General features: G+C 67.0%; 20 protein-coding genes, 2 tRNA genes and 1 pseudogene. 16 read left to right on the top strand and 7 right to left on the bottom strand.

Annotated features, from left to right (window positions below):
- The first annotated feature begins 153 nt into the window (after positions 1-153).
- The 5 genes from M3B11_RS12210 to ettA all read left to right on the top strand — a co-directional run bounded on the left by M3B11_RS12210 (position 154) and on the right by ettA (position 6,649).
- Complete coding sequence (locus M3B11_RS12210; protein WP_259877715.1) at positions 154-1,866, top strand: dynamin family protein; 1,713 nt, start codon at positions 154-156, stop codon at positions 1,864-1,866.
- On the top strand, positions 1,863-3,449 hold the full coding sequence (locus tag M3B11_RS12215; RefSeq protein ID WP_259877717.1) for a YfjP family GTPase: 1,587 nt from the start codon (positions 1,863-1,865) through the stop codon (positions 3,447-3,449). The genes M3B11_RS12210 and M3B11_RS12215 overlap by 4 nt, the downstream gene beginning before the upstream one ends.
- Positions 3,450-3,579: 130 nt before the next feature.
- Positions 3,580-4,119 (top strand): single-stranded DNA-binding protein, encoded by a 540-nt coding sequence (locus M3B11_RS12220; protein WP_259877719.1) that lies wholly within the window; start codon positions 3,580-3,582, stop codon positions 4,117-4,119.
- Positions 4,120-4,341: 222 nt separating this feature from the next.
- Entirely contained in the window at positions 4,342-4,878 is a 537-nt protein-coding gene (locus M3B11_RS12225) for a DUF6993 domain-containing protein (RefSeq protein ID WP_259877720.1), read from the top strand.
- Positions 4,879-4,966: 88 nt separating this feature from the next.
- Positions 4,967-6,649, top strand: a complete 1,683-nt coding sequence (gene ettA / locus M3B11_RS12230; protein WP_259877723.1) for an energy-dependent translational throttle protein EttA — start codon at positions 4,967-4,969, stop codon at positions 6,647-6,649.
- 68 nt (positions 6,650-6,717) lie between these two features.
- Here the strand turns inward: ettA and M3B11_RS12235 are convergent, their stop codons facing one another.
- Complete coding sequence (locus tag M3B11_RS12235; RefSeq protein WP_259877725.1) at positions 6,718-7,605, bottom strand: acyl-CoA thioesterase II; 888 nt, start codon at positions 7,603-7,605, stop codon at positions 6,718-6,720.
- 121 nt (positions 7,606-7,726) lie between these two features.
- Between M3B11_RS12235 and M3B11_RS12240 the strand changes: the two genes are divergently transcribed.
- Both M3B11_RS12240 and M3B11_RS12245 read left to right on the top strand, forming a co-directional pair.
- Positions 7,727-8,278 carry a thioesterase family protein gene (locus M3B11_RS12240; RefSeq protein ID WP_259877727.1) on the top strand — a complete coding sequence of 184 codons (552 nt, stop codon included), beginning with the start codon at positions 7,727-7,729 and terminating at the stop codon, positions 8,276-8,278.
- Positions 8,279-8,292: 14 nt separating this feature from the next.
- A complete protein-coding gene (locus M3B11_RS12245; RefSeq protein WP_259877729.1) occupies positions 8,293-8,973 on the top strand; it encodes a hypothetical protein in 681 nt (226 codons plus the stop codon).
- A gap of 75 nt (positions 8,974-9,048) precedes the next feature.
- Here M3B11_RS12245 and M3B11_RS12250 read toward each other — a convergent pair whose 3' ends face one another.
- The 3 genes from M3B11_RS12250 to pepN all read right to left on the bottom strand — a co-directional run bounded on the left by M3B11_RS12250 (position 9,049) and on the right by pepN (position 13,489).
- Positions 9,049-9,492 carry a globin gene (locus M3B11_RS12250; RefSeq protein ID WP_396121574.1) on the bottom strand — a complete coding sequence of 148 codons (444 nt, stop codon included), beginning with the start codon at positions 9,490-9,492 and terminating at the stop codon, positions 9,049-9,051.
- A gap of 9 nt (positions 9,493-9,501) precedes the next feature.
- The gene (locus M3B11_RS12255) at positions 9,502-10,713 is read right to left on the bottom strand and encodes a mechanosensitive ion channel family protein (protein ID WP_259877731.1); all 1,212 of its coding nucleotides are present in this window, start codon (positions 10,711-10,713) and stop codon (positions 9,502-9,504) included.
- Between the two features lie 124 nt (positions 10,714-10,837).
- Positions 10,838-13,489 carry an aminopeptidase N gene (pepN, locus tag M3B11_RS12260; RefSeq protein ID WP_259877732.1) on the bottom strand — a complete coding sequence of 884 codons (2,652 nt, stop codon included), beginning with the start codon at positions 13,487-13,489 and terminating at the stop codon, positions 10,838-10,840.
- A 142-nt stretch (positions 13,490-13,631) separates the two neighbouring features.
- On the opposite strand from pepN, the gene M3B11_RS12265 reads away from it, so the two are divergent.
- Together M3B11_RS12265 and M3B11_RS12270 are read left to right on the top strand one after the other, a co-directional pair.
- On the top strand, positions 13,632-14,240 hold the full coding sequence (locus M3B11_RS12265; protein WP_259877734.1) for a DsbA family protein: 609 nt from the start codon (positions 13,632-13,634) through the stop codon (positions 14,238-14,240).
- Positions 14,241-14,273: 33 nt separating this feature from the next.
- Positions 14,274-14,741, top strand: coding sequence for a ribose-5-phosphate isomerase (locus tag M3B11_RS12270; protein ID WP_165883111.1), 468 nt, complete (start codon positions 14,274-14,276; stop codon positions 14,739-14,741).
- A gap of 80 nt (positions 14,742-14,821) precedes the next feature.
- Here M3B11_RS12270 and M3B11_RS12275 read toward each other — a convergent pair whose 3' ends face one another.
- Entirely contained in the window at positions 14,822-15,664 is an 843-nt protein-coding gene (locus tag M3B11_RS12275; RefSeq protein ID WP_259877735.1) for a CPBP family intramembrane glutamic endopeptidase, read from the bottom strand.
- A gap of 100 nt (positions 15,665-15,764) precedes the next feature.
- A tRNA-Gly gene (locus tag M3B11_RS12280) sits at positions 15,765-15,835 on the bottom strand.
- Between the two features lie 178 nt (positions 15,836-16,013).
- Between M3B11_RS12280 and M3B11_RS12285 the strand changes: the two genes are divergently transcribed.
- From M3B11_RS12285 to M3B11_RS12300, 4 genes are all read left to right on the top strand, one after another.
- Positions 16,014-16,087, top strand: a tRNA-Pro gene (locus M3B11_RS12285).
- 349 nt (positions 16,088-16,436) lie between these two features.
- A complete protein-coding gene (locus tag M3B11_RS12290) occupies positions 16,437-16,805 on the top strand; it encodes a helix-turn-helix transcriptional regulator (protein ID WP_165883108.1) in 369 nt (122 codons plus the stop codon).
- Positions 16,802-18,766, top strand: a complete 1,965-nt coding sequence (locus tag M3B11_RS12295; RefSeq protein ID WP_259877736.1) for a cation-translocating P-type ATPase — start codon at positions 16,802-16,804, stop codon at positions 18,764-18,766. The genes M3B11_RS12290 and M3B11_RS12295 overlap by 4 nt, the downstream gene beginning before the upstream one ends.
- Before the next feature lie 12 nt (positions 18,767-18,778).
- A complete protein-coding gene (locus tag M3B11_RS12300; protein ID WP_007321360.1) occupies positions 18,779-19,081 on the top strand; it encodes a hypothetical protein in 303 nt (100 codons plus the stop codon).
- 151 nt (positions 19,082-19,232) lie between these two features.
- Here M3B11_RS12300 and M3B11_RS12305 read toward each other — a convergent pair.
- A pseudogene (locus M3B11_RS12305) lies at positions 19,233-19,481 on the bottom strand (LLM class flavin-dependent oxidoreductase); the annotation flags it as partial.
- Between the two features lie 206 nt (positions 19,482-19,687).
- Between M3B11_RS12305 and tig the strand changes: the two are divergent.
- The 3 genes from tig (at position 19,688) to M3B11_RS12320 (ending at position 22,523) form a co-directional block, all read left to right on the top strand.
- The gene (gene tig, locus M3B11_RS12310) at positions 19,688-21,061 is read left to right on the top strand and encodes a trigger factor (protein WP_259877737.1); all 1,374 of its coding nucleotides are present in this window, start codon (positions 19,688-19,690) and stop codon (positions 21,059-21,061) included.
- 174 nt (positions 21,062-21,235) lie between these two features.
- A complete protein-coding gene (locus M3B11_RS12315; protein WP_311197853.1) occupies positions 21,236-21,868 on the top strand; it encodes an ATP-dependent Clp protease proteolytic subunit in 633 nt (210 codons plus the stop codon).
- A 10-nt stretch (positions 21,869-21,878) separates the two neighbouring features.
- On the top strand, positions 21,879-22,523 hold the full coding sequence (locus M3B11_RS12320) for an ATP-dependent Clp protease proteolytic subunit (RefSeq protein ID WP_259856022.1): 645 nt from the start codon (positions 21,879-21,881) through the stop codon (positions 22,521-22,523).
- Positions 22,524-22,550: the final 27 nt, after the last annotated feature.

Consider the following 22,550-nt stretch of genomic DNA (forward strand, 5'->3'; position numbering starts at 1 on the left):
GGTAGAAGCCGGACGTCGTGATCCTTTGGACCATGGAGGCACTGGACATCTTAGCGCCTGCGGGCCCACTGCGCCTGCCGGGGCCGGCGGCCAACTGCGCCAGCTGCGGCGTGGTGAGTGGTGTCAGCCTGGGAAAACCGAGAGAGTAGGAACGTGACTCAAGGACCGAACGACACCAGCCTGTCCTCAGGCGTCGCGCCTGCCCTCAGTGACCTCATCAAACGGGTGCGCGATGCGCGATTTCCGCTGCACACACCCGGTGCCGAGGCCGGTCGCAGCCTGCAGCGCAGCCTCGATGACCAGCTGACCGACTACCTGCTGCCACGGGTCAGCCAGACCGACGCCCCGCTGCTCGTCGTGGTCGGCGGATCAACCGGTGCCGGCAAGTCCACGCTGGTGAACTCGATCGTCGAAGCTGACATCTCCGCCACCGGTGTGCTGCGCCCGACCACCCGCTGGCCGGTCCTCATCCACCACCCCGATGACCAGGAGCATTTCGCCTCCGACCGGATCCTGCCAAGCCTGGAGCGGGTCATCGGCGAAGCGACTGACCTTCAACGCCCGCAGCTGCGGTTGGTCTCCAGCACCAGCGTGCCGCCGGGCCTGGCCCTGCTCGACTCACCGGATATCGATTCAGTCCGCGAGGAGAACCGCACACTGGCCCGCCAGCTGCTCGCCGCAGCCGACCTGTGGCTGTTCGTCACCACCGCCTCCCGGTACGCCGACGCTGTCCCGTGGGAGCTGCTCAAACAATCTGCCGAGCGCGGCACAGCCGTGTCGATCGTGCTCGACCGGGTGCCCCCGAAGGCCAACCGGGAAGTCCGTCACCATCTCTCAGGACTGCTCGCCGAGGCGGGCCTGGGCTCAGCGCCGATCTTCACCGTGCCTGAGCTCATGCTCGTCGACGGCCGGATCCCCGAAGCCGCGGTGTTCCCCGTGCAGTCGTGGATCATGAACCTCGGCCGCAATTCTCGGGCCCGGGACCGCGTCATCGCCCAGACCCTGACCGGAGCGCTGGCGGCCGTGCCCGCCCGCGCCCGCACCCTGGCCGGCTACGTCGAGGAGCAGGAATCCGCCCACCAGCGCCTGCAGGAGACCGTCACCCGTGAGTTCGGCAGCGCCCGCGAGGAGCTAGCCGAGTCACTTGTCGACGGCCGGGTGCTGCGCGGCGAGGTGCTCGCCCGCTGGCAGGATTTCGTGGGCACCGGGCAGTTCTTCCGAGGGCTCGAACCCACCGTCGCCCGGATCCGCGACCGCATCACGTCGGCGGTGACCGGCAGGCGCGACGCCGCCGAACCGCTCAATCAGGCGATCGAGGACTCCGTGGCACTGCTCATCCGCGAGCAGGTCGTTTCCGCAGTGACGAACACCGCCCACGCCTGGCAGGCCCACCCCGAAGGCGATGCGCTCGTCAAGGTGAACCGGCAGATGACGCGGGTGCCGGCCGAGTTCGACGCCGACGTCGGCCGGATGGTCGCCCACTGGTCCGATGATGTCAACGAGCTCGTCCGCGAGGTCGGACAGAGCAAGCGCGCCAAGGCCCGCATCCTGTCCTTCGGCGTCAACGGAGTCGGCGCAGTGCTCATGCTCGCCGTGTTCGCCGGCACCGGTGGGCTGACCGGAGCCGAGGCCGGTGTCGCCGGCGGCACGGCGTTGGTGGCCGGCAAGCTGCTCGACACGATCTTCGGCGACCAGGCCACCCGCGACCTGGCGCAGACGGCGCGCACCCGCCTCATCGACAGCGCATCCGAACTGCTCGAGCGCTACCGAGCGCCATTCGACTCGGCTCTGAATGACAGCGAAGTCCCGCCCCGGCAGGCAGGCAATCTGCGCGGCGCCGGTGACCGATTGGAGGAAGCACTGTGAGCGATGCCACACGCAGCGAGATCGCGACGCTGACAGAGGGCATCAACCGCGCTCTCACCTTGGGACCGCGCAAGATCTCCGACGAGACCCGTACGGCAGCAGCCGAGCTTCTGGACAAGGCCGAAGCGCGCCTGAAACTCGGCGAGGAATCGACTGTTGTCGCCTTCGCAGGCTCCACCGGATCCGGCAAGTCCTCCCTGTTCAACGCGGTTGCCGGCCTGGAGATCGCCGAAGTCGGCGTGCGCCGACCGACGACCTCGAAGCCGACGGCCTGCGTCTGGGGCGACGGAGGCGAGGAGATCATGTCCTGGCTCAAGGTGCCGGTGACCAACCGCACGTGGCGCGAAAGCGCGCTCGATGGGGACGATGAGGAGAGCCTGCACGGTCTTGTGCTCCTCGATCTGCCCGACCATGACTCGACCTCAGCGGAGCACCGCGTCGAATCCGATCGGCTCGTCAACCTCGTCGATGTCGTCTTCTGGGTCGTCGACCCGCAGAAGTACGCTGACTTCTCCCTGCATTCGCACTATCTCTCAGAACTGGCGTCCCACGCCTCGTCGATGGTCGTCGTGCTCAACCAGGTCGACACGCTGACCGCGGAGGAGCGGGTCGCCTGTCGCGAACACCTGCAGCAGCTGCTCGCCCACGACGGGCTCGACAACGCCCGCGTCGCCTTGGCCTCAGCGCTGACTCGGGAGGGTGTCCCGGAGCTGCGGCAGATCCTGACCGAGACTGTGCTCGCCCAGGCGGCCGCCTCCGAGCGACTGCTGACCGACCTCAGGGAGATGGCCGGGCGGATCCGCGGCGAGCTCGGCACCCCTGTCGACCAGCCCGAGCAGCTGCAGGGCGCTGACCGGCTCATCGACGCGATGGTCGACGCCGCCGGCGTGCACGCAGTTGCCCAGACGGTGGAGGACGACTACCTGCGCCGGGCCTACAAGAAGACCGGCTATCCGCCGCTGGCCATGGCCCAGCGCGGCCAGGCCGATCCGCTCGGCGCCCGGCACGGTGGTGACCGCGAAGACCTCATCCGTGCCGCTGTGCCGGAGACGACGCGGACCCAGAGCGCGCGGGTCAACCTCGCCGCCCACGAACTCGTCGTCGACGCCGTGTCCACGCTGCCGATGGCCTGGCAGGCCGATGTCGCCAAGGCGGAGAAGCAGTCGACTGCCGAACTGACCCACACGCTCGACGAGGCCGTCACCGCGGTGCGCATCGAGCGGCGCAAGCCCGGCTGGTGGACGCTGGCCGGTGTGCTGCAGAACCTGTTCTTCCTCGCCACCGTCATCGGCGCCCTGTGGCTGGTCATCCAGCTTGTTCTCCTGCTCACCGGTGTAGATGTCACTGCTGGCTCGACGCTGCTGTGGATCATCCCCGGCGCGCTGCTGCTCATCGGCATCACCGGGTCGGTCATCACGAGTATCGTTGCGGCCTCGGCTCGGCGCAGGGGTGCGAAGGACGCCGCCGACGACGTCGCCGAACGACTGACCCAGGCAGTCCATTCGGCAGCCGCGAGCTCGTATCTCGCGCCGATCACCGGAGTGCTGCGGGAGCACAGGGAGGTCTACGACTGTCTGCGCTGAGCGTTGGAGACCAGCGCCTGTGGATGCCAGACGTGCATCCACAGGCGCTGAGTTGCATATGGGCGGTCTGCGGACTGATGGGCAAGAGTGACAGGCAGGTCTCAGCACAGGCGAGAGAAAGGACCTGCTCATGAAACAAGTCAACTACTTCGTCGGCACCGCAGGCGCTGACTGCCAGAGCGGCACGCTCAGCGACGGACGCGTGTGGGCGTCCTTCCGGCTGGCAGTCAACTTCGGGTTCTACGACAATGAGAGGGGGGAGTACCGGGAGATCGACACCTCCTGGTTCGACGTCTCCTGTTACGGCGACCTGGCCCTCCATGTGAACTCATCAGTGCACAAGGGCGATGCCGTCATCGTCGCAGGCCGACTGCGGATCCGTGAGTGGACCGACACGACCGGCACAAGATCAGGCAAGAACCCGCAGATCATCGCCGAAGCCGTCGGCCACAATCTGCGCTTCGGCACAGCGAACTGGGCGCGCAGCACCCGCAACGGTGCCAAGAGCACTCCGGTCGGCAGCACCAGCGGTTACGACAGCCTCGGCAGCCCGCCGTCGACATCGCATGCCTCCGCCGCGCCGAGCGACGACATCGACGACACCATGATCGATACCACAACAGGGGAGATCCACGACGATCACGCCATGGAGCCGGCCGGCCAGAGCTGAGCGCCAGAAGGTCACCGGGCAGGTCGGGCGCGTGCGATCGATGCGTACGGCCTGCCCGGCGACATGCCGGAGAATCTGTGTCGCTTCGGTGAGACGAGTCCCCTGAGTCCGGTTAGAGTAGGACTGTTGTGTGGCACTGACTGAAGGACAACGATGCTTCGACGGTTTCTCGCTGCCGGAACGCTGGCCTGTTCCGCAGCGCTCATCAGCGGCTGTTCGCTGATGAATCAGCAGTCGGCAGAACCGAACCCGGTGCAGACCAAAGAGGTCCCGGCCGTCGTGGACGAAGTCGTCGCCGCACTCAAACCGCTCGAAGGTCGGGACGGCGTGCCGAGCACTCAGGAGTTCTTCGACACGATGACCGGCGCCGGGTACAAGCCGGAGCAGCTTGAAGCGACGATCGACGCCTCGCCGCTGGGCAATGACGTGCCTGCGAAGATGTTCGGAGTCAAAGTCGACGACGGCTGTGTCGTCGGCGAGATCCGCTCGGGAAAGATCTCCGCCCATCTGACCAAGCCCACCGAATCGACCGGCACGTGTCTTCTCGGCTACGTCGAGAGGCCCGAAGGCGTCGATGCGCCGACAGGCGATAAGCGCGACGAGGATTCCGATGACAACGGTGCCGGGCACATGCCGGGCGAGGACATGAACGGAAAGGACACCGCGGAGCCGAGCGAGACCGGCGGCTCCGAAGAGGGAACCGACGACGGCGGCGGCGACGGGGAAGAGAGCATCGAGGCCCCGCAGCTCGGTGGCTGAGCCGCGCTCAGGCGATGTCGCGCTCCGGCTAAACGACGGGCGCGGAGGAATGGCCTAGCCATGTGGGAACCGATAGTCTGAGACCACTATGGCCGAATTCATTTACACCATGCATAAGGCGCGTAAAGCGCACGGTGACAAAGTCATTCTCGACGACGTGTCGATGTCCTTCTACCCCGGAGCGAAGATCGGCATGGTCGGCCCGAACGGCGCCGGTAAGTCCACCATCCTCAAGATCATGGCTGGCATCGACCAGCCATCGAACGGCGAAGCCCGTCTCAGCCCCGGATACTCTGTCGGCATCCTGCTCCAGGAGCCGCCGCTGAACGAAGACAAGACCGTCCTCGGCAATGTTGAGGAAGGTGTCGGCTCGATCAAGGCGAAGCTTGACCGCTACAACGAGATCTCCGAGGAGATGGCCGACCCGGATGCCGACTTCGACGCACTGATGGAGGAGATGGGCAAGCTGCAGGAAGCCATCGATGCAGCCGATGCCTGGGATCTCGACTCCCAGCTCGAACAGGCGATGGACGCACTGCGCTGCCCGCCGCCAGACGCTGACGTGAAGGTGCTCTCCGGCGGTGAGCGGCGCCGCGTGGCACTGTGCAAGCTGCTGCTGGAAAAGCCTGACCTGCTGCTGCTCGACGAGCCGACCAACCACCTCGACGCGGAGTCGGTGCTGTGGCTCGAGCAGCACCTCAAGACCTACCCCGGCGCCGTCATCGCCATCACCCACGATCGGTACTTCCTCGATCACGTCGCCGAATGGATCGCCGAAGTCGACCGCGGCCACCTGTACCCGTACGAGGGCAACTACTCCACCTACCTGGAGAAGAAGCAGGAGCGCCTGAAGGTCCAGGGCAAGAAGGACGCCAAGCTGCAGAAGCGGCTGAAGGATGAGCTCGAGTGGGTCCGCTCGAACGCCAAGGCCCGCCAGACGAAGTCCAAGGCCCGTCTCGCCCGCTATGAGGAGATGGCAGCTGAAGCGGAGAAGACCCGCAAGCTCGACTTCGAAGAGATTCAGATCCCGCCCGGCCCGCGCCTGGGCGACATCGTCATCGAAGCCAAGGACCTGCAGAAGGGCTTCGGCGACCGCACGCTCATCGACGGGCTGTCGTTCTCGCTGCCGCGCAACGGCATCGTCGGTGTGATCGGCCCCAACGGCGTCGGCAAGACGACGCTGTTCAAAACGATCGTCGGGCTCGAAGAGCTCGACGGGGGAGACCTCAAAGTCGGCGAGACCGTCAAGATCTCCTACGTCGACCAGTCCCGCGGCGGCATCGACCCGGAGAAGAGCCTGTGGGAAGTCGTCTCTGATGGACTCGACTTCATCCAGGTCGGCAACGTCGAGATGCCCTCGCGCGCCTACGTCTCCGCGTTCGGCTTCAAGGGTCCGGACCAGCAGAAGAAGGCCGGCGTGCTCTCCGGCGGTGAGCGCAACCGTCTTAACCTCGCGCTGACCCTCAAGCAGGGCGGAAATCTGCTTCTGCTCGATGAGCCGACCAACGACCTCGACGTCGAAACCCTCGGCTCGCTGGAGAACGCGCTGCTCGACTTCCCCGGCTGTGCTGTGGTCGTCTCCCACGACCGCTGGTTCCTCGACCGCGTCGCCACCCACATCATCGCGTGGGAGGGCACCGAAGAGAATCCGGCCAGCTGGTACTGGTTCGAAGGCAACTTCGAAGCCTACGAGAAGAACAAGGTCGAGCGCCTGGGCGAGGAAGCCGCCCGCCCGCACCGCGTCACCCACCGTCGCCTCACCCGCGACTGACCTGCACGCGCTCCGGCAGCACAAGGCCGGCTGCTCCAAGAGGGAGCAGCCGGCCTGCGGCATTCATGTCAGGCTTTGGCCTTGATGCGGACCATCCCCTCCTGCGCGACCGTGGCCAGCAGCTGACCGGACTGCGAGAAGATCCGGCCGAGCCCCAGCCCGCGACCGCCACGCGCCGATGGAGACGTCTCCGAGTACAGCATCCACTCACCGATCGCCACCGGCCGGTGCCACCACATCGCATGGTCGAGACTGGCCATCCGCAGCCCCGGCGTCATCCACGTCAGGCCCTGGCGGCGCAGCACCGGTGCGAGCAGATTGAAGTCACTGGCATAGGCCAGCGCAGCAGCATTGAGCAGCGGGTCGTCGGGGAACGCAGCCGAGGAGCGGATCCACATGCGTTCCTGGGCACGCGTCTGAGGGTCGGGATCGAAGTAGATCGGCGGCTCGACCGGCCGCACCTCGAAAGGCCGCTTGCGCAGCCAATCGCGCATGAAGGGGATGTCGACATCGGCCATCAGCTCGTTGATCTCCGGGCAGTCCTCTGGACCCGGCACATCTGCCGGGAACTCATCGCCGTGCTCCATGCCGTCCTGCTCGACCTGGAACGAGCAGATGAGCGAAAGGATCGGCTCATCGCTCTGATAGGCGTGCACCCGGCGGGCAGAGAACGACCCACCGTCGCGCAGCACCTCGACGCCGAAGGTGATCGGTTCGCTGACATCGCCTGGGCGCAGGAAGTAGCCGTGCAGCGAGTGGATCTGACGGGCGGGATCAACGGTCTGCCCGGCTGCCATGACACATTGAGCGAGCACCTGGCCGCCGAACACCCGGCCATCGGGCTTGTACTGGCTGCGCCCGAGGCAGAACACCGACTCCCGCGTGCCGGGTACCGGATCGGTCGGGGTGACCTGCAACAGGTCGATGAGCTGGGCTACGCTGTCTTCGGCACCCATCAGTGCCCTCCTCACTGTGTGCTGGCAACTGCTGGCAGTCTACGCCGGTGCGCCCTCATCCGCCCTGACCAAGGTCCGGCCTGGTGTGCCTGACCACCGGCACCGGTGGCAGAATGGGACCATGCCCGAAACCCTGTCGAATCCGCTGCTGTCCGGCCCCTTCGCCCGCGTGCTCATCGAACTGCGCTGGGGCGATATGGACGCCTACGGGCACGTCAACAACGTCACCCAGCTGCGCCTGCTCGAAGAGGCCCGCGTGCGCGCCTTCGGCTCACCGACCGCTGACCGTGACGCTGCTGCTCCGGCGAACATCCCCGGTGCCGGGCACTCAGTCCAGGGCCGGGCTTTCCCACCGGTGCTCGGCGAGGCGGCAGGGGAGACGAACCTGCTCGTCTTCTCCCACCGCATCGAATACCGTCGGCCCATCGGCTTCCGCACCGGCCCGATCGCAGTCGACACCGTCATCTCCGGCCTCACCCCCGCCACCATGGAGGTCGGCTACGTCATCGCCGAACCCGACGGCACCGCGGTCTACACCCTGGCCGAGACCGTCATCGCCTTCGTCGACGCCCGCACCGGCCGGGCCCGGCGGCTGAGCGAGGCCGAAACGGCGGCGGTCGAACCCTTCGTCACTGACCGCGTGCCGTTGCGCCCTGTGCGGGCCCGCCGCTGATGCCAAGGATCGGCATGCACACATCCGAGCACATCCGCCTCACTACGTCCGAGGCGCTGGCCGACTGGCAGGTCTTCGCCTCCCGCGCCCAACACATCGACCCCGAGGGTGCGATGCGCCTGTCGGCCACCGGCGATGTCCTCGTCGTCTCCGTTGCACCCCTGTTTCCGCACGGGCTCGGCGATACGACGCCGCTGACCGTCGGGATGCGCATGTTCCGGCTGGCCGACACCGGACTCGACGGCCTCGACGTCGTCGTGCCGACGGCGGCGATCTGCGACCGGTTCGCCCGGCTGCGCAGCACAGGTGAGGAGGCGATGCCGATCCCGCCGCAGGAGATCCAGGTTTCCTGGGCAGGCATCGCCCCGCCGAGGGGGCCCTGGCTGCCGGTGGGCCAGCTGGCCGATGCTGAGCTCATCGCCGCCGCCGAAGCGGGGATCGCTGAGGTGGCCGCCGGGACTCCCGAGGGCGCAGGGATCCATGCGGTGACAGGGCTGCGCCGCCGCGTGTGGAGCCGGCCGCTGCCCGGTGAGTTCGAGGACCGGCTGCAGGCGGCGGTGGCCTTTGCGATGTTCGGACTGGGATTCGCCCATCCTGCGGGCACCACGAGCGTGTTCGAGGCGCCGGGCTGGCTGCGGCTGAGCTCGCCGCGTGGCCATGTGCTCACCCGTGGACGCTGCGATCGGGCCGCTTGAGGCATCCTGCCGACTGCTCCGAGCAGGTCAGGCTCAGCAGCCGGGGCTCAGCTTTTGGGGCTCAGCTTTTGGGGCTCAGCTGTTGGGGGTCAGTGGTCCCAGGCTGGTGCGCGGAGCCTCCCCGGGCTCATCGAAGCGGTTGACCATCGCGGTCGCGGCGCGTTCGAAGTAGTCCCACACCATCGTGTCGTGCAGTGGCGGCAGCTCCAGGGAGTCGAGTGCGGTGCGCATGTGCCGCAGCCAGTGCTCACGGGCCCTCGGGGTCACCGGGTACGGGTTGTGCCGCATCCGCAGCCGCGGGTGGCCGCGCTCCTGGGAGTACGTCGTCGGCCCGCCGAAGTACTGCTCCAGGAACGTCTGCAGCCGGTGCTTGGCGCCCTCGAGCTCCTGGCCTTCGGGGTACATCGCGATGAGGTACTCATCGGCTGCGACCTCCCGGTAGAAGACGTCGACGAGCTGGGTGAAGGCCGCATGGCCGCCGATGATCGTGAACATGGCGTCTGGGCGCTGAGTCGTCACGCTTCGATCCTATGAGTCACTCGGGCCCCGCCGCGAACTCTGCTGCGTGATCCCGTAGGAAGGATCCTTCGTCGCGGTGCTCTCCTGGTTCGCCCGCGCCGGCAGCGGATCGTCGGCGATGTCCTCATGCTCCTCATCGTCGCTCTCTGCCGTGGCGGTGGCGGTGCGGCCGGTGTTGTCAGCGGGGCTGCCGGCAGTCTGCTGGCGGGAGGGCAGCGTGCCGGTGGTGCCGAAGTCCGAGGCCGAGGCGGTGGTCTCGACCGGCTGGGCGCGCACGATGGTCTGCTGGGCCAGCGGGATGCGGATGCCCTGCTCGTCCATCATTCGCTTGACGGTGCCGCGGAAGGCACGGGCGACGGCCCACTGCTCATTGGGCTTGGTCTTGATGAACGCGCGGATCGTCATCGCCTCACCGGTCAGATCCTGCACACCGAGGATCTCGGGATCTTCGAGGATCGAGGTGGTCAGCGCCGGATCGGCGCGCAGCTCGGCGACAGCGTCTTCGATGATGCCGTTGAGCACGTTCGGGTCGGAGTCGTACGGCACGGCGATGTCCATGACTGCGCGTGCCCAGCCCTGGGACTGGTTGCCTACGCGCATGATCTCACCGTTGCGCACATGCCACAGGGTGCCGTCGATGCCGCGCACCTTCGTCGTGCGCAGCCCGACCTCCTCGACGGTGCCGACGGCCTCGCCGAGGTCGACGGTGTCTCCGATGCCGTACTGGTCCTCGACGACGAGGAAGAAGCCCGACAGGTAGTCCTTGACGAGCTCCTGGGCGCCGAAGCCTATCGCCACACCGGCAATACCGGCGGAGGCGAGCAGTGGGCCGAGATTGAAGTCGAGTTCGGTCAGCACCATCATGACCGCCAGCGTGGCGATGATGATCGTCGCGATCGACGACAGCATCGACCCGACCGTCTGCGCGCGCTGCGCCCGGCGGGCCTTGGCGATCGCATCGGAGCCGTTGATGCGCGGGGTCTCGTTGGACTTCTGCCGGCGCCGGTTCTCCGCAGCATTCGAGCCGTCGGCGATCTTGCCGGCGAACTTGCGGATGATCTTGCGGGCGACGAGGTTGAGGATGACCGCGCCGACGATGATGAAGGCGATGCGCAGGGGAGCGCCCAGCAGCCACATCCAATCGAAGTTGGCGGTCTTGTCCACGGTCTCGTTCACCGCTTCCTTGATCTGCTCAGCGGGAGGTGTCGTTGAAGTGCTCATACGGGCGCAATCTTAGAGACCGCATCTGAAAGGGCAGTCAGAACAGACCCGCCTCCGCTGAGCGTCGCATGGGGACGCGGTATGGCGTTCGCCACAGCGCTGCGCAGTCTCGCTTGGCTGACGGTCAGCTGCCCGCTTCCGCCCCGGCAGCGCTGAGCGCTTCCATGGCGGTCTGCTGGGCGCGCAGGTCCCGTTCGGCGTTGTCGAGGTTCTCGGCCATGAGCCGCAGCAGCCCCTTCGGAGCAGCCGGATGCTCCTCAAGCCACTGCCGGGTCCGGGCCACCGCATCGGGCGTGGCCGGCGGGTAGAGCCTGAGCGTCAGCGTCTGCGCGATCTCCAGGGTGCGCGACTCCCACCAGCCGGCGACCCGATCGAAGTACTCGGTGACGAAGCTGCCGACCGGTTCCTCAGCAGCCACCAGCGACCCGTCGGGCAGCTGCAGGCCGGCAGCGAAGCCCAGCGCGGTCGCAGCAACGACCGAGTTCGGCAGCTCGCGATCATCGGCCAGGGAGCGGAACGCCGCGGTCTTGGCAGCCGGGGTCTGCGGGGAGGCCTTGGCCGTCTGGGCCTTGTTCCGGCCCATCGCGGTGTCATCGGCTTCCAGCGCGGCACTGATGCCGGCCTCATCGAGACGGCCGGCAGCGGCCAGTGCGATGACAAGGCTCCAGCGCAGGTCAGTGTCGATGCTCACGCCCTCGACCGGGGCGGTGCCGGTCTCAAGCATCTGGGCGACCCGGTCGAGCTGGCTGTCGGTCTCGGCGGTCTCCGCGAAGCCGATGAGGAACTGCAACTGGCTGTCCGAGCCCGGGTCGGCGTTGTGCAGCTGTGTCCATAGGTCATCGGCGAACCGAGCGCGCGCATCGGCGCGCAGGTGCGGCGGCAGGAACCGGGTGATCGCAGCCTTCGCCTGCCGCAGCTGGGCGAGCAGCCCGGCCGAATGAGTGATGGACCCGGCATGCGCGCCGACAAGGGGGAGGTAGTCCTGGGCGGGGATCTCCCCGTCGCGGACCATGTCCCACACGGTCGAGAACACGAGCAGCTGAGTCAGCGAGTCCTCGAAGCCAGAGGCGTGGGCGATCGCATTGCGCAGGCTCACCTCGTCGAAACGTGTCTTCGCATAGGTCAGGTCGCCATCGTTGACGACGATGATGTCCGGGCGCGACGAGGCACCCGCCGGCACCTCTGCCTCGGCGACGGGGCCGTCGAGATCGACTGACTGGATGTGCGTGCGCACCACCTGACCGGATGCGGTGATGTCGTAGCAGCCGATCGCCACCCGGTGCGGGCGCAGCGAGGGCACCGGGCGGCTGGGCAGCTCAACGGCCTCCTGGCTGATCGCCAGGCGGTTCAGCCGGCCGGACTCGTCGGTCTCGACGATCGGGCGCAGCAGGTTGATGCCTGATTCCTCCAGCCACAGCTGCGACCATGTGCGCAGGTCCCGGCCAGAGGTGGCCTCCAGTTCGGTGAGCAGGTCGTCAAGTTCCGTGTTCGTCCAGGCGTGGGCGTCGAAGTAGCGCTTGACGCCGGCGAAGAACGCATCCCGGCCGACCCAGGCGACGAGCTGCTTGAGCACAGCTGCCCCCTTGGCATAGGTGATGCCGTCGAAATTGACCTCGACGTCGAAGAGATCCTCGATTGCGGCAACGATCGGATGGGTGCTCGGCAGCTGGTCCTGCTGATAGGCCCAGGCCTTCTCAACGGTGGCGAAGCTCGTCCACACATCGGAGAACTCCGTGGCTTCGGCGGTCGCCAGCGTCGAGGTGAACTCGGCGAAGGACTCGTTGAGCCACAGGTCGTTCCACCAGCGCATCGTGACGAGATCGCCGAACCACATGTGGGCCAGCTCGTGCAGGATCGTCACCGCACGGGCCTCGACGGTGCTGCGCTTCGGCCGGGAGCGGAAGACGTAGTCCTCGACGATCGTGACTGCTCCGGCGTTCTCCATCGCCCCGGCGTTGAACTCGGGGACGAAGAGCTGATCGAACTTCTCAAAAGGATACGGGGTGGCGAAGAGGTCCTCGAAGAAGGTGAACCCGGCGCGGGTGAGCTTGAAGATCTCCTCGGCATCGACGTGGTCGAACAGCGAGGCGCGCGCGTAGACGCCCAGCGGCACCTCCTCGCCGTCGCAGCTGAGAAGCGAGGAGTGCGCGGACTTGTACGGCCCAGCGATGATCGCGGTGATATAGGACGAGATCGGGGGAGTGGGAGCGAACTGCCACAGCGCCATGTCCGTAGTTTCGATCCCGAGCTCGGCGAGCGTCTCATGCGGCTCGCCGGCGACCGGGGTCGGGGAGTTCGACACCACCGTCCACGACTCCGGGGCGATGATCGTGAAGGAGAAGGAGGCCTTGAGGTCGGGCTGCTCGAACACGGCGAAGACGCGGCGGGCATCAGGCACTTCGAACTGCGTGTACAGGTAGGTCTCGTCATCGACGGGGTCGACGAAGCGGTGCAGGCCCTCACCGGTGTTCATGTAGAAGAACTCGGCGTCGATGCGCAGCTCGTTGTCCGGAGCCAGACCCGGCAGGCTGATGCGGGCGGCCGAAACGTGCTCGTCGACCGGCAGTTCCTTGCCGTTGAGCTGGATGCTGTGCACCTGAGCGGTGACGGCGTCGATGAAGGTCGAATCATCGCTGCCGGCGGTGAAGCGCACCGTGGTGACTGAGCGGAACGTCTCTCCCTGACCGTCGAGGACGAGTGTGACCTCGTAGGACGTGACCGAGATCTGCGCGGCGCGTTCGGCCGCCTCGACGCGAGTGAGGTTGTGCTGTGCCACGGATGGGCCTCCGAAGTGTCAGCTGGCGGAATGATCGGACTAGGCTCATTGTTGCATGATCGGGAGCCGTGCCGGGGGCGTCCGGTGCGGTCATCGCACATCCGGCCGCAGCCTTGCGGCGGACCGACACGGAAGGACTCTGATGAGCGCTCAAACACTTGATTTCTGGTTCGACGCGACCTGCCCCTGGGCCTGGATGACATCCCGCTGGGCACTTGAGGTCGAGAAGGTCCGCGACGTCGCGGTCGCCTTCCATCCGATGAGCCTGTCAGTGCTCAACGAAGGCCGTGAGGAGCTGCCGGAGGACTACAAGAAGAACATGAAGCTTGCCTGGGGGCCGGCCCGCGTCGTCACGGCCGCGATGGTGCAACACGGACCCGAAGTGCTCGCCGATCTCTACACCGCCCTTGGCACCCGCATCCACAACGAGGGTCGCCGAGACTTCGACGAGGTGATCCCCGCCGCGCTCGCCGAAGCTGGGCTGCCGGCCGAACTCGCTCAGGCCGCCCACACCGATCAGTATGACGAGCGTCTGCGCGCCTCCCATAAGGAGGGCATCGACAAGGTCGGTGAGGACGTCGGCACCCCGGTCATCTCTCTGGGTGAGGTTGCATTCTTCGGCCCTGTCGTCAGCCCGGCCCCCAAGGGCGAGGCGGCCGGTAAGCTGTTCGACGGAGTGCTGGCCGTGGCGAGCACCGACGGGTTCTTCGAACTGAAACGCACCCGCACGGTCGGCCCGATCTTCGACTGAGTCTCTGCTGGACACGCTGCGAAAGGGCAGGCAATGAAAGTACACCTCGGCACCGACCACGCTGGCTTCGAGTTCAAAGAAGCGCTCAAGGCGCACCTCGCAGCCCAGGACTACGACGTCGTCGACCACGGCGCCCACGAATACGATGCGCTCGATGACTACCCCGCCTTCTGCATCGCCGCCGCCGAGGCGGTGGTCACCGACAACGCCTCGGGCGCCCCGGCACTGGGTGTCGTCATCGGCGGTTCGGGCAACGGTGAGCAGATGGCAGCGAACAAGGTCGAGGGTGCGCGTGCGGCCCTGGCCTGGAACCCGGAGATCGCCCGGCTGGCCCGCCAGCACAACAACGCTCAGATCGTCGCTATCGGTGCGCGCCAGCACACCGAGGCTGACGCGTTCGCCATCGTCGACGCTTTCCTGACCGAGCCGTTCTCCGGAGACGAACGCCACGCGCGGCGCATCGGCATCATGGCCGCCTACGAAAACGGTGAGACCATCTGAGGCTCACCCCTCCGCAGATCCTGAGCTGAGCCCGCCTGGCCCCGGCCAGGCGGGCTCAGTCGTGCCCGGTCCCGGTCGTTTCAGTACCAGAAGATCGGCAGCGCACCGGGATGGTGGGCGTGGACGATGGTGAGGAAGACGATGAGGTCGAAAAGCAGGTGCACGCAGATCGTGTAGGGCAGTGACTTCGTGCGGGTGAAGATGACCGCCTGGACGAGTGCGAACGGAATCGTGAGCACCGGGCCCCACGCCTGGTAGCCCAGTTCCCACAGGAAGGACACGAAGATCACCGAGGTGAGCACATTGGCCGTCCAGAACGAGAAGTGGCGATACAGCAGCGTGAAGACCGTGCAGATGAAGAACAGCTCATCCCAGATGCCCACGGCGTTGACGCCGAGGAACAGCCGGAGGATCTCACTCGGTGTCTCCACGGCCGGCCAGTTGGTGTACACCCCGGAACTGATGAAGTACCGCGGCAGGATGAGCCAGCCGAGGAAGAGCACGATGAACAGCCAGGACCATTCGAGCTTCGACCACGGCTCGCCGATCCGCCGCGGGAACCTGACGGCATGGTCGCGGTAGACCCAGCGGCTGATGGCATAGGGGATGATGACCGCGCCGGAGAGTACGGCCCCCATCAGTGCGATGTTGCCCCAGGAGATATCGGCCTTGAGTGAGATCGTCGAGATGAGCGCAAGCGCCAGGCAGATGAGCAGCACGTCCCGGCCCAGCGCCCGGTCGATCGCCCACGATCCGATGAGCCCGACGGCAAGCGGGAGATAGCCCCAGTCCGACTCGAAGCCGAAAAGCAGCACCGCTGCAGCAGAGACACACGCCACCGCTGCAAACGCCGGGCTGAGCGCGCGGTGCTGACGCGGGCGGTAGGATGCAGGACCTGCATGGGAGGGTTTGTGTTCGCTCACGGACTCATTGTGCCAAAGACCCAGCAGTCGCAGGATCGGGCACATGTCGGCGTACGGAGATAGAGAACCGCCGGCCCACATGTGGACCGGCGGAATGCGGAGGGGATGACGGGAATCGAACCCGCACCATCAGTTTGGAAGACTGAGGCTCTACCATTGAGCTACATCCCCGATGCGCCCGTGTGAGCGCTGTAGAAATGTTAGAACAGATCAGCTCCGAATGCAAAGCGAGGCGAGGGCTGGCCGAGTGGTGGTGACACCGTGACGTGGGCTGATGTGCGATGCCGGCAGCCGCGCTGCAGATTAGGAGGAAGACTGCTCAGGCGGCTAGAGTAGTGTCTCGTTGAGCCGGGGTGTGGCGCAGCTTGGTAGCGCATCCGCTTTGGGAGCGGAGGGTCGCAGGTTCAAATCCTGTCACCCCGACGGAGCGAAGTGCCGCGGGTTCTCTCGTGGCACTTCGTCTTCTCACATGCCGCGTGTTGTGTTTCCAGACCCGGGGCCGGCATCGGTTTCGGGTGGGTTGGAAGCTTGGAACAGGAGCCTGCGTGCGAATGCTGTGGGCACGACCATGCGCTCAGGTGCAGCGGATGCGTGCGCCTTCGCTGCGCGTCCACGTGATGTAGCCGCCTTGGAAGTCCTGGCGCACCTGGGATGCCGACGTGGTCGAGCTGGCGCAAGAGGTGACCGCGGTTCCCGAGGGCAAGCGCGCGGAGCGCGTGCGGCAGCCCCTGCATCTGGACGATTGGTCAGCGTGCACTGTATAGTTCAGTGCATGCTGACTATTGCTTCGCGCCTCGACGTGATGAACCGGCTTGGCCGGGCCATGGCCGACCCGACGCGCTCCAAGATCCTGATGTCCCTGCTCGACGGCCCGAGCCACCCCGCCGTGCTCTCGCGCGAGCTGGGGCTGACCCGCTCGAACGTGTCCAACCATCTGACCTGTCTGCGCGACTGCGGCATCGTGGTCGCCGAGCCCGAGGGGCGGCAGACTCGCTACGAGATCGCCGACCCGCACCTGGCCGCGGCGCTGACGGCGCTGGTGGACGTGACGCTGGCGGTGGACGAGAGCGCCCCGTGCATCGACCCGCACTGCTCGGTGCCCGGCTGCTGCGGCCCGAGCGGCTCCGAGGACGCCTCGTGAGCGCCGCCTGCGGCTGCGACGAGCCGACCACCAACGCCGCCGAAGAGGCAGAGGAGACCGAGCGCCCGTGGTGGCGCGACCCGGGCCTGGTGGTGCCGATCCTCTCCGGGGTCGCGTTCGGCACCGGCCTGGTGCTGGAGTGGTCGGGGCTGCACGTCGCGGCGCTGGTCGCGTTCTGGGCGGGCCTGCTGCTGGGCGCGTACACGTTCGTGCCCGGCGCGCTGCGGAACCTGTTCGCCAAGCGGAAGCTCGGGATCGCGCTGCTGATGACGATCAGTGCCGTCGGCGCGGTCATCCTCGGCTACGTGGAGGAGGCCGCCGCGCTGGCGTTCCTGTACTCGCTCGCCGAGGCCCTGGAGGACAAGGCGATGGACCGCGCCCGCGGCGGCCTGCGCGCGCTGCTCAAGCTCGTGCCGGAGACCGCGACCGTGCTGCGCGACGGTGCCTCGGTCGAGGTCCCGGCCAAGGAGATCGCCGTCGGCGACGTGCTGCTGGTCCGTCCGGGCGAGCGGGTCGCCACCGACGGGATCGTCCGCGTCGGACGCTCCAGCCTGGACACCTCCGCGATCACCGGCGAGTCGATCCCGGTCGAGGTCGCCCCCGATGACGCGGTCTCGGCGGGGGCGATCAACACCGCCGGCGTGCTGGAGGTCGAGGCGACCGCGGCGGGCACCGACAACTCGCTGACCACCATCGTGGAGCTGGTCGAGCAGGCCCAGGCAGAGAAGGGCGAGCGTGCGCGCATCGCCGACCAGATCGCCCGCCCGCTGGTGCCCGGCGTGATGGTCCTCGCCGTCCTGGTCGGCGTGCTCGGATCGCTGCTCGGCGACCCCGAGACCTGGATCACCCGCGCCCTGGTCGTCCTCGTCGCCGCCAGCCCGTGCGCGCTGGCGATCGCGGTGCCGGTCACCGTGGTGTCCGCGATCGGGGCGGCGACGAAGTTCGGCGTCGTCATCAAGAGCGGTGCCGCGTTCGAGCGCCTCGGCGGCATCCGCCACCTCGCCGTGGACAAGACCGGCACCCTGACCCGCAACCGGCCCGAGGTCACCGCCGTCGTCGCCGCCGACGGGTTCGACGACGCGCAGGTGCTCGCCTGGGCGGCGTCCGTCGAGCAGCACTCGACGCACCCTCTCGCCGCCGCCATCGCCGCCGCGGGCCAGGGGGCCCTCGCCGCGCAGGACGTGACGGAGGAGGCCGGGCACGGCATCGGCGGCACCGTCGACGGCCGCCGGGTGACGGTGGGCAGCCCCCGCTGGATCGACGCCGGACCGCTCAAGGCCCGGGTCGAGGACCTGGAGGCCGAGGGCCAGACCTGCGTGCTCGTGGCCGTCGACGGCCGCCTGGCCGGGGCGATCGGCGTCCGCGACGAGCTGCGCCCCGAGGTCCCCGAGGCCGTGCGCACGCTGCGAGGGCAGGGGGTTGAGGTGAGCATGCTCACCGGCGACAACGCCCGCACCGCCCACGCGCTCGCGCAGATCGCCGGGATCGGCGACGTGCACGCCGAGCTGCGGCCCGAGGACAAGGCCCGCATCGTCGCCCAGCTCTCCGAGGCCTCGCCGACGGCGATGATCGGCGACGGCATCAACGACGCCCCCGCCCTGGCCGGTGCGACTGTGGGCATCGCGATGGGCGCGACCGGCTCCGACGCCGCGATCGAGTCCGCCGATGTCGCCTTCACCGGGCACGACCTCGGCCTGATCCCGCAGGCGCTGCGGCATGCCCGCCGCGGCCGGGCGATCATGAACCAGAACATCGTGCTGTCCCTGGCGATCATCGCCGTGCTGCTGCCGCTGGCCATCACCGGCGTGCTCGGCCTGGCCGCGGTCGTCCTCGTCCACGAGGTCGCCGAGGTCGTCGTCATCGCCAACGGGCTGCGCGCCGCGCGTGCCCGCAAGAGCCAAGCGGCGGCCGCGTCGCCTGAGACGGCGTCACCGGCCGCGGTCCGCGCGGACAGAGCCTGAGAGGAGTGGATCATGGAGATCACGTTGCAGTACTTCGACGGGTGCCCGAACTGGGAGGTGCTCGACCGGCGTCTCACCGAGGCCCTCGACGGCCGATCGGACGTCCGCGTCGTGCATCAGCGAGTCGAGACTGCCGAGGACGCCGCCCGCCTCGGGTTCCACGGGTCCCCGACCGTCCTCATTGACGGTTCCGACCCCTTCGCCGACGAGCACACGCCGGTGGGGCTCGCCTGTCGAGTGTTCCGCACTCCTGCCGGGCTGGCTGGCTCGCCCACCGTCGATCAGCTGCGCGAAGTACTTGATGCGCCTCTATGAGGGTGGAGCACCGCCGGGTTGCGCGATCATCGCACCGACGCTCAGCGCAGGAAGAGCCGCCTTCATCGAAAACCAGCCAGGATTGCCGTCAGCGTTGTGCTGTAAAGCGCGCCGACGCTGACAACGGGTGCTACAACCCGGGCATGCGCTAGCGCAGATCGATGACGCCTGTGCCCACCTCGATGCGCTGCGTGCGCGCAGCGATGGCGGCCAGCAGCGGCATCGGGGCAGCCGACTGGCGGGCGAAATGATGCACCCGGAAGTACGCGCCGTTGACACCGAGCTCATCGGCCCGTTCGGCGATGGTGATGGCATCGTGGAGCATCTGCCGGGCATCGGGATCACCAAGCCCGCGCCCGTGACCGTAATGACCGAATGACACGAATCCGAAAGCTCTCATACCCAGCCAACACAATTGAACTCTCAACTGTTCCCCTGCGGTGGCGACGGGAGCCCGCGGCGCTGCAGCGGCCCAATGTGCAAAACGGCGGCCTCCATGACTAGACTGGAGAGCTGTGCGTTGCCGCAAGAGTCTGTGCGGTGATGAGACTCATGACTTAGGCGGATCGCCTCCGCCGATCCCACCGTCCGAACGAGAGGTACATCGTGAAGAGCTCCGTCGAGAATCTCGACCCGACTCGGGTCAAGCTCAGCGTTGAAGCGCCTTATGCCGAACTCAAGCCGAGCATCGACGAGGCATACAAGGAGATCTCCAAGCAGATCACCGTCCCCGGCTTCCGCCGCGGCAAGGTTCCGGCCCGCATCATCGACCAGCGCGTCGGCCGTCCGGCCGTCCTGCAGGAGGCCGTCAACAACAGCCTGGACGATTTCTACCGCCAGGCTCTGAGCGAGAACGACGTCCGCCCGCTCGGCAGCCCCGAGGTCGAGGTCTCCGAGATCCCCGGACTCGACGGAGCCGAAGAGGGCAACCTCATCTTCACTGTAGAGGTCGACTGCATGCCGAGCATCGAGCTGCCGGCCTACGACTCCATCGAGGTCGAGGTCGACACCTACGAGGTCACCGACGAGGACATCGACAAGGAGATCGACGAGCTGCGTGCCCGCTTCGGCACCCTCAACCCGGTCGACCGTCCGGCCGCTGAAGGCGACTTCGTCACCATCGACCTGACCGCCAAGGTCGATGACGAGGTCATCGACGAGGCCACCGACATCTCCTACGAAGTCGGCGCCGGCACCATGATCGACGGTCTCGACGATGCTCTTGTCGACCTCTCCGAAGGCGAGGAGACCACCTTCAGCACGACGCTGGCCGGTGGAGAGCACAAGGGTTCTGAGGGAGTCGTCACCGTCAAGCTCAACGCCGTCAAGGAGCGCGTACTCGCTGATGCCGATGACGACTTCGCTCAGATGGCCTCTGGTTCGGACACCATCGAGGAGCTGCGCGAGGAGACCCGCGAGAACGTCGCCAAGCAGAAGGAGCTCGAGCAGAGCGTCCAGGCGCGCGAGAAGGCCCTCGACGCGCTGCTGGAGACGGTCGAGCTGCCGCTGCCGGAGAAGTTCCTCTCCGAGGAGGTCTCCCGCCAGGCTGAGGCCGCCGGAGCCGAAGAAGGCGACGAGCGCTACCAGGAGATCCAGGACGAGACTGCCAAGGCCGTTCGCACCCAGTTCCTGCTCGACGCGATCGCTGAGAAGGAAGAGGTCGAGGTCTCCCAGGCCGAGCTCATCGAGTACATCATGGCGATGGCCCAGCAGTACGGCATGCAGCCCCAGGAGTTCATCCAGATGCTGCAGTCCTCCGGCCAGGTGCCGGCCATCAGCGGAGAGGTCGCCCGCCGCAAGGGCCTGGCCGCTGTCCTCGCTGAGGCCACGGTCGTCGACACCGACGGCAACGCCGTCGACATGACGAAGTTCGTCACCCCGGAGTCCGAAGAGGACGACGAGGATGGCGACGACGCTGAGGCAGAGGCCGATGAGACCGCGGATGCAGCCGACGACGCTGAGGCTGAGAAGCAGGACTGACCTGCTGCGCACCTGACGCATCAGACAGGGCGGGCACGGGAGACCGTGCCCGCCCTGCGCCGTCTGTGATCAACCCTCATATGCTGAGGGCGAACACAAGGCGATGCGGGACTAAAACCCGGTGCCGACGGGTTAGAGTCCAGTAAGCATGGAACCGAACCACAGGAGTGACACGTGACGACACACGAGTACGCCTCCCAGCCGGTCGCGCAGGACAAGCCGGCAGGACTGGGACTGGATGATCACATCTTCAACCGGCTGCTCAAGGAGCGCATCATCTGGTTGGGTTCAGAGGTGCGCGACGACAACGCCAACGCCATCTGCGCGCAGATGATGCTGCTGGCAGCCGAGGATCCCGACCGCGACATCTGGCTCTACATCAACTCACCCGGCGGCTCGGTCACCGCAGGCATGGCCATCTACGACACCATGCAGTACATCCGCCCCGACGTCGGCACGGTCGCCATGGGCATGGCCGCCTCGATGGGACAGTTCCTGCTGTCCTCGGGTGCGAAGGGCAAGCGCTACGCCACCCCGCACGCCCGGATCCTCATGCACCAGCCGCTGGGCGGCATCGGCGGCACCGCCACCGACATCAAAATCCAGGCCGAGCTCATCCTGCACATGAAGAAGCAGATGGCCGAGCTGACCGCCGAGCAGACCGGCAAGTCCCTGGAGCAGATCCTCAAGGACAATGACCGCGACCACTGGTTCACCGCTGATGAGGCCCTCGACTACGGCTTCATCGACAAGGTCATCACGAAGTCCGACGACCTCGACGGCGAAACCTCGCTCAACGAAGCATAAGGAGACATAGATGACTCGTATCGATCCCTGGAGCACCGCCGGTGCGATGCCGACCTCGCGCTATGTCATGCCGCAGTTCGAAGAGCGCACCCCCTACGGCTTCAAGCGGCAGGACCCCTACACCAAGCTGTTCGAGGACCGTGTCATCTTCCTCGGCGTGCAGGTCGATGACACCTCCGCCGACGACGTCATGGCCCAGCTGCTCGTCCTCGAATCGCAGGATCCGGACCGTGATATCACGCTCTACATCAACTCTCCGGGCGGCTCGTTCACCGCACTGACGGCGATCTACGACACGATGCAGTACATCAAGCCCGAGATTCAGACCGTCTGCCTCGGCCAGGCCGCCTCGGCTGCCGCTGTGCTGCTGGCCGCCGGTACTCCGGGCAAGCGCCTGGCGCTGCCGAACGCGCGTGTGCTCATCCACCAGCCGGCGATGCAGGGTCAGGGGCACGGCCAGGCTTCGGACATCGAGATCCAAGCCGCCGAGGTGCTGCGCATGCGCACCTGGCTGGAGGAGACGCTGGCCAAGCACACGAACAAGTCCGCTGACCAGATCTCCAATGACATCGAACGCGACCTGTTCCTCACCGCCGAGCAGGCCAAGGAGTACGGCCTGGTCGACCAGGTGCTCTCCTCGCGCAAGAACGCCTGAGGGCAGCCGCCGACAGCGCAGCCTCGC

The sequence above is a fragment of the Brevibacterium sp. p3-SID960 genome (assembly GCF_025144725.1).
GTDB lineage: Bacteria > Actinomycetota > Actinomycetes > Actinomycetales > Brevibacteriaceae > Brevibacterium.

What these genes read in the sequence shown, in the direction of transcription:
- M3B11_RS12255 (WP_259877731.1), bottom strand. Translation starts at nt 10,713, where the DNA reads ATGAGCACTTCAACGACACCTCCCGCTGAGCAGATCAAGGAAGCGGTG.
- M3B11_RS12245 (WP_259877729.1), top strand. Translation starts at nt 8,293, where the DNA reads ATGCACACATCCGAGCACATCCGCCTCACTACGTCCGAGGCGCTGGCC.
- M3B11_RS12240 (WP_259877727.1), top strand. Translation starts at nt 7,727, where the DNA reads ATGCCCGAAACCCTGTCGAATCCGCTGCTGTCCGGCCCCTTCGCCCGC.
- M3B11_RS12220 (WP_259877719.1), top strand. Translation starts at nt 3,580, where the DNA reads ATGAAACAAGTCAACTACTTCGTCGGCACCGCAGGCGCTGACTGCCAG.
- M3B11_RS12235 (WP_259877725.1), bottom strand. Translation starts at nt 7,605, where the DNA reads ATGGGTGCCGAAGACAGCGTAGCCCAGCTCATCGACCTGTTGCAGGTC.
- M3B11_RS12225 (WP_259877720.1), top strand. Translation starts at nt 4,342, where the DNA reads ATGAATCAGCAGTCGGCAGAACCGAACCCGGTGCAGACCAAAGAGGTC.
- ettA (WP_259877723.1), top strand. Translation starts at nt 4,967, where the DNA reads ATGGCCGAATTCATTTACACCATGCATAAGGCGCGTAAAGCGCACGGT.
- M3B11_RS12265 (WP_259877734.1), top strand. Translation starts at nt 13,632, where the DNA reads ATGAGCGCTCAAACACTTGATTTCTGGTTCGACGCGACCTGCCCCTGG.
- M3B11_RS12290 (WP_165883108.1), top strand. Translation starts at nt 16,437, where the DNA reads ATGCTGACTATTGCTTCGCGCCTCGACGTGATGAACCGGCTTGGCCGG.
- M3B11_RS12320 (WP_259856022.1), top strand. Translation starts at nt 21,879, where the DNA reads ATGACTCGTATCGATCCCTGGAGCACCGCCGGTGCGATGCCGACCTCG.
- M3B11_RS12300 (WP_007321360.1), top strand. Translation starts at nt 18,779, where the DNA reads ATGGAGATCACGTTGCAGTACTTCGACGGGTGCCCGAACTGGGAGGTG.
- M3B11_RS12270 (WP_165883111.1), top strand. Translation starts at nt 14,274, where the DNA reads ATGAAAGTACACCTCGGCACCGACCACGCTGGCTTCGAGTTCAAAGAA.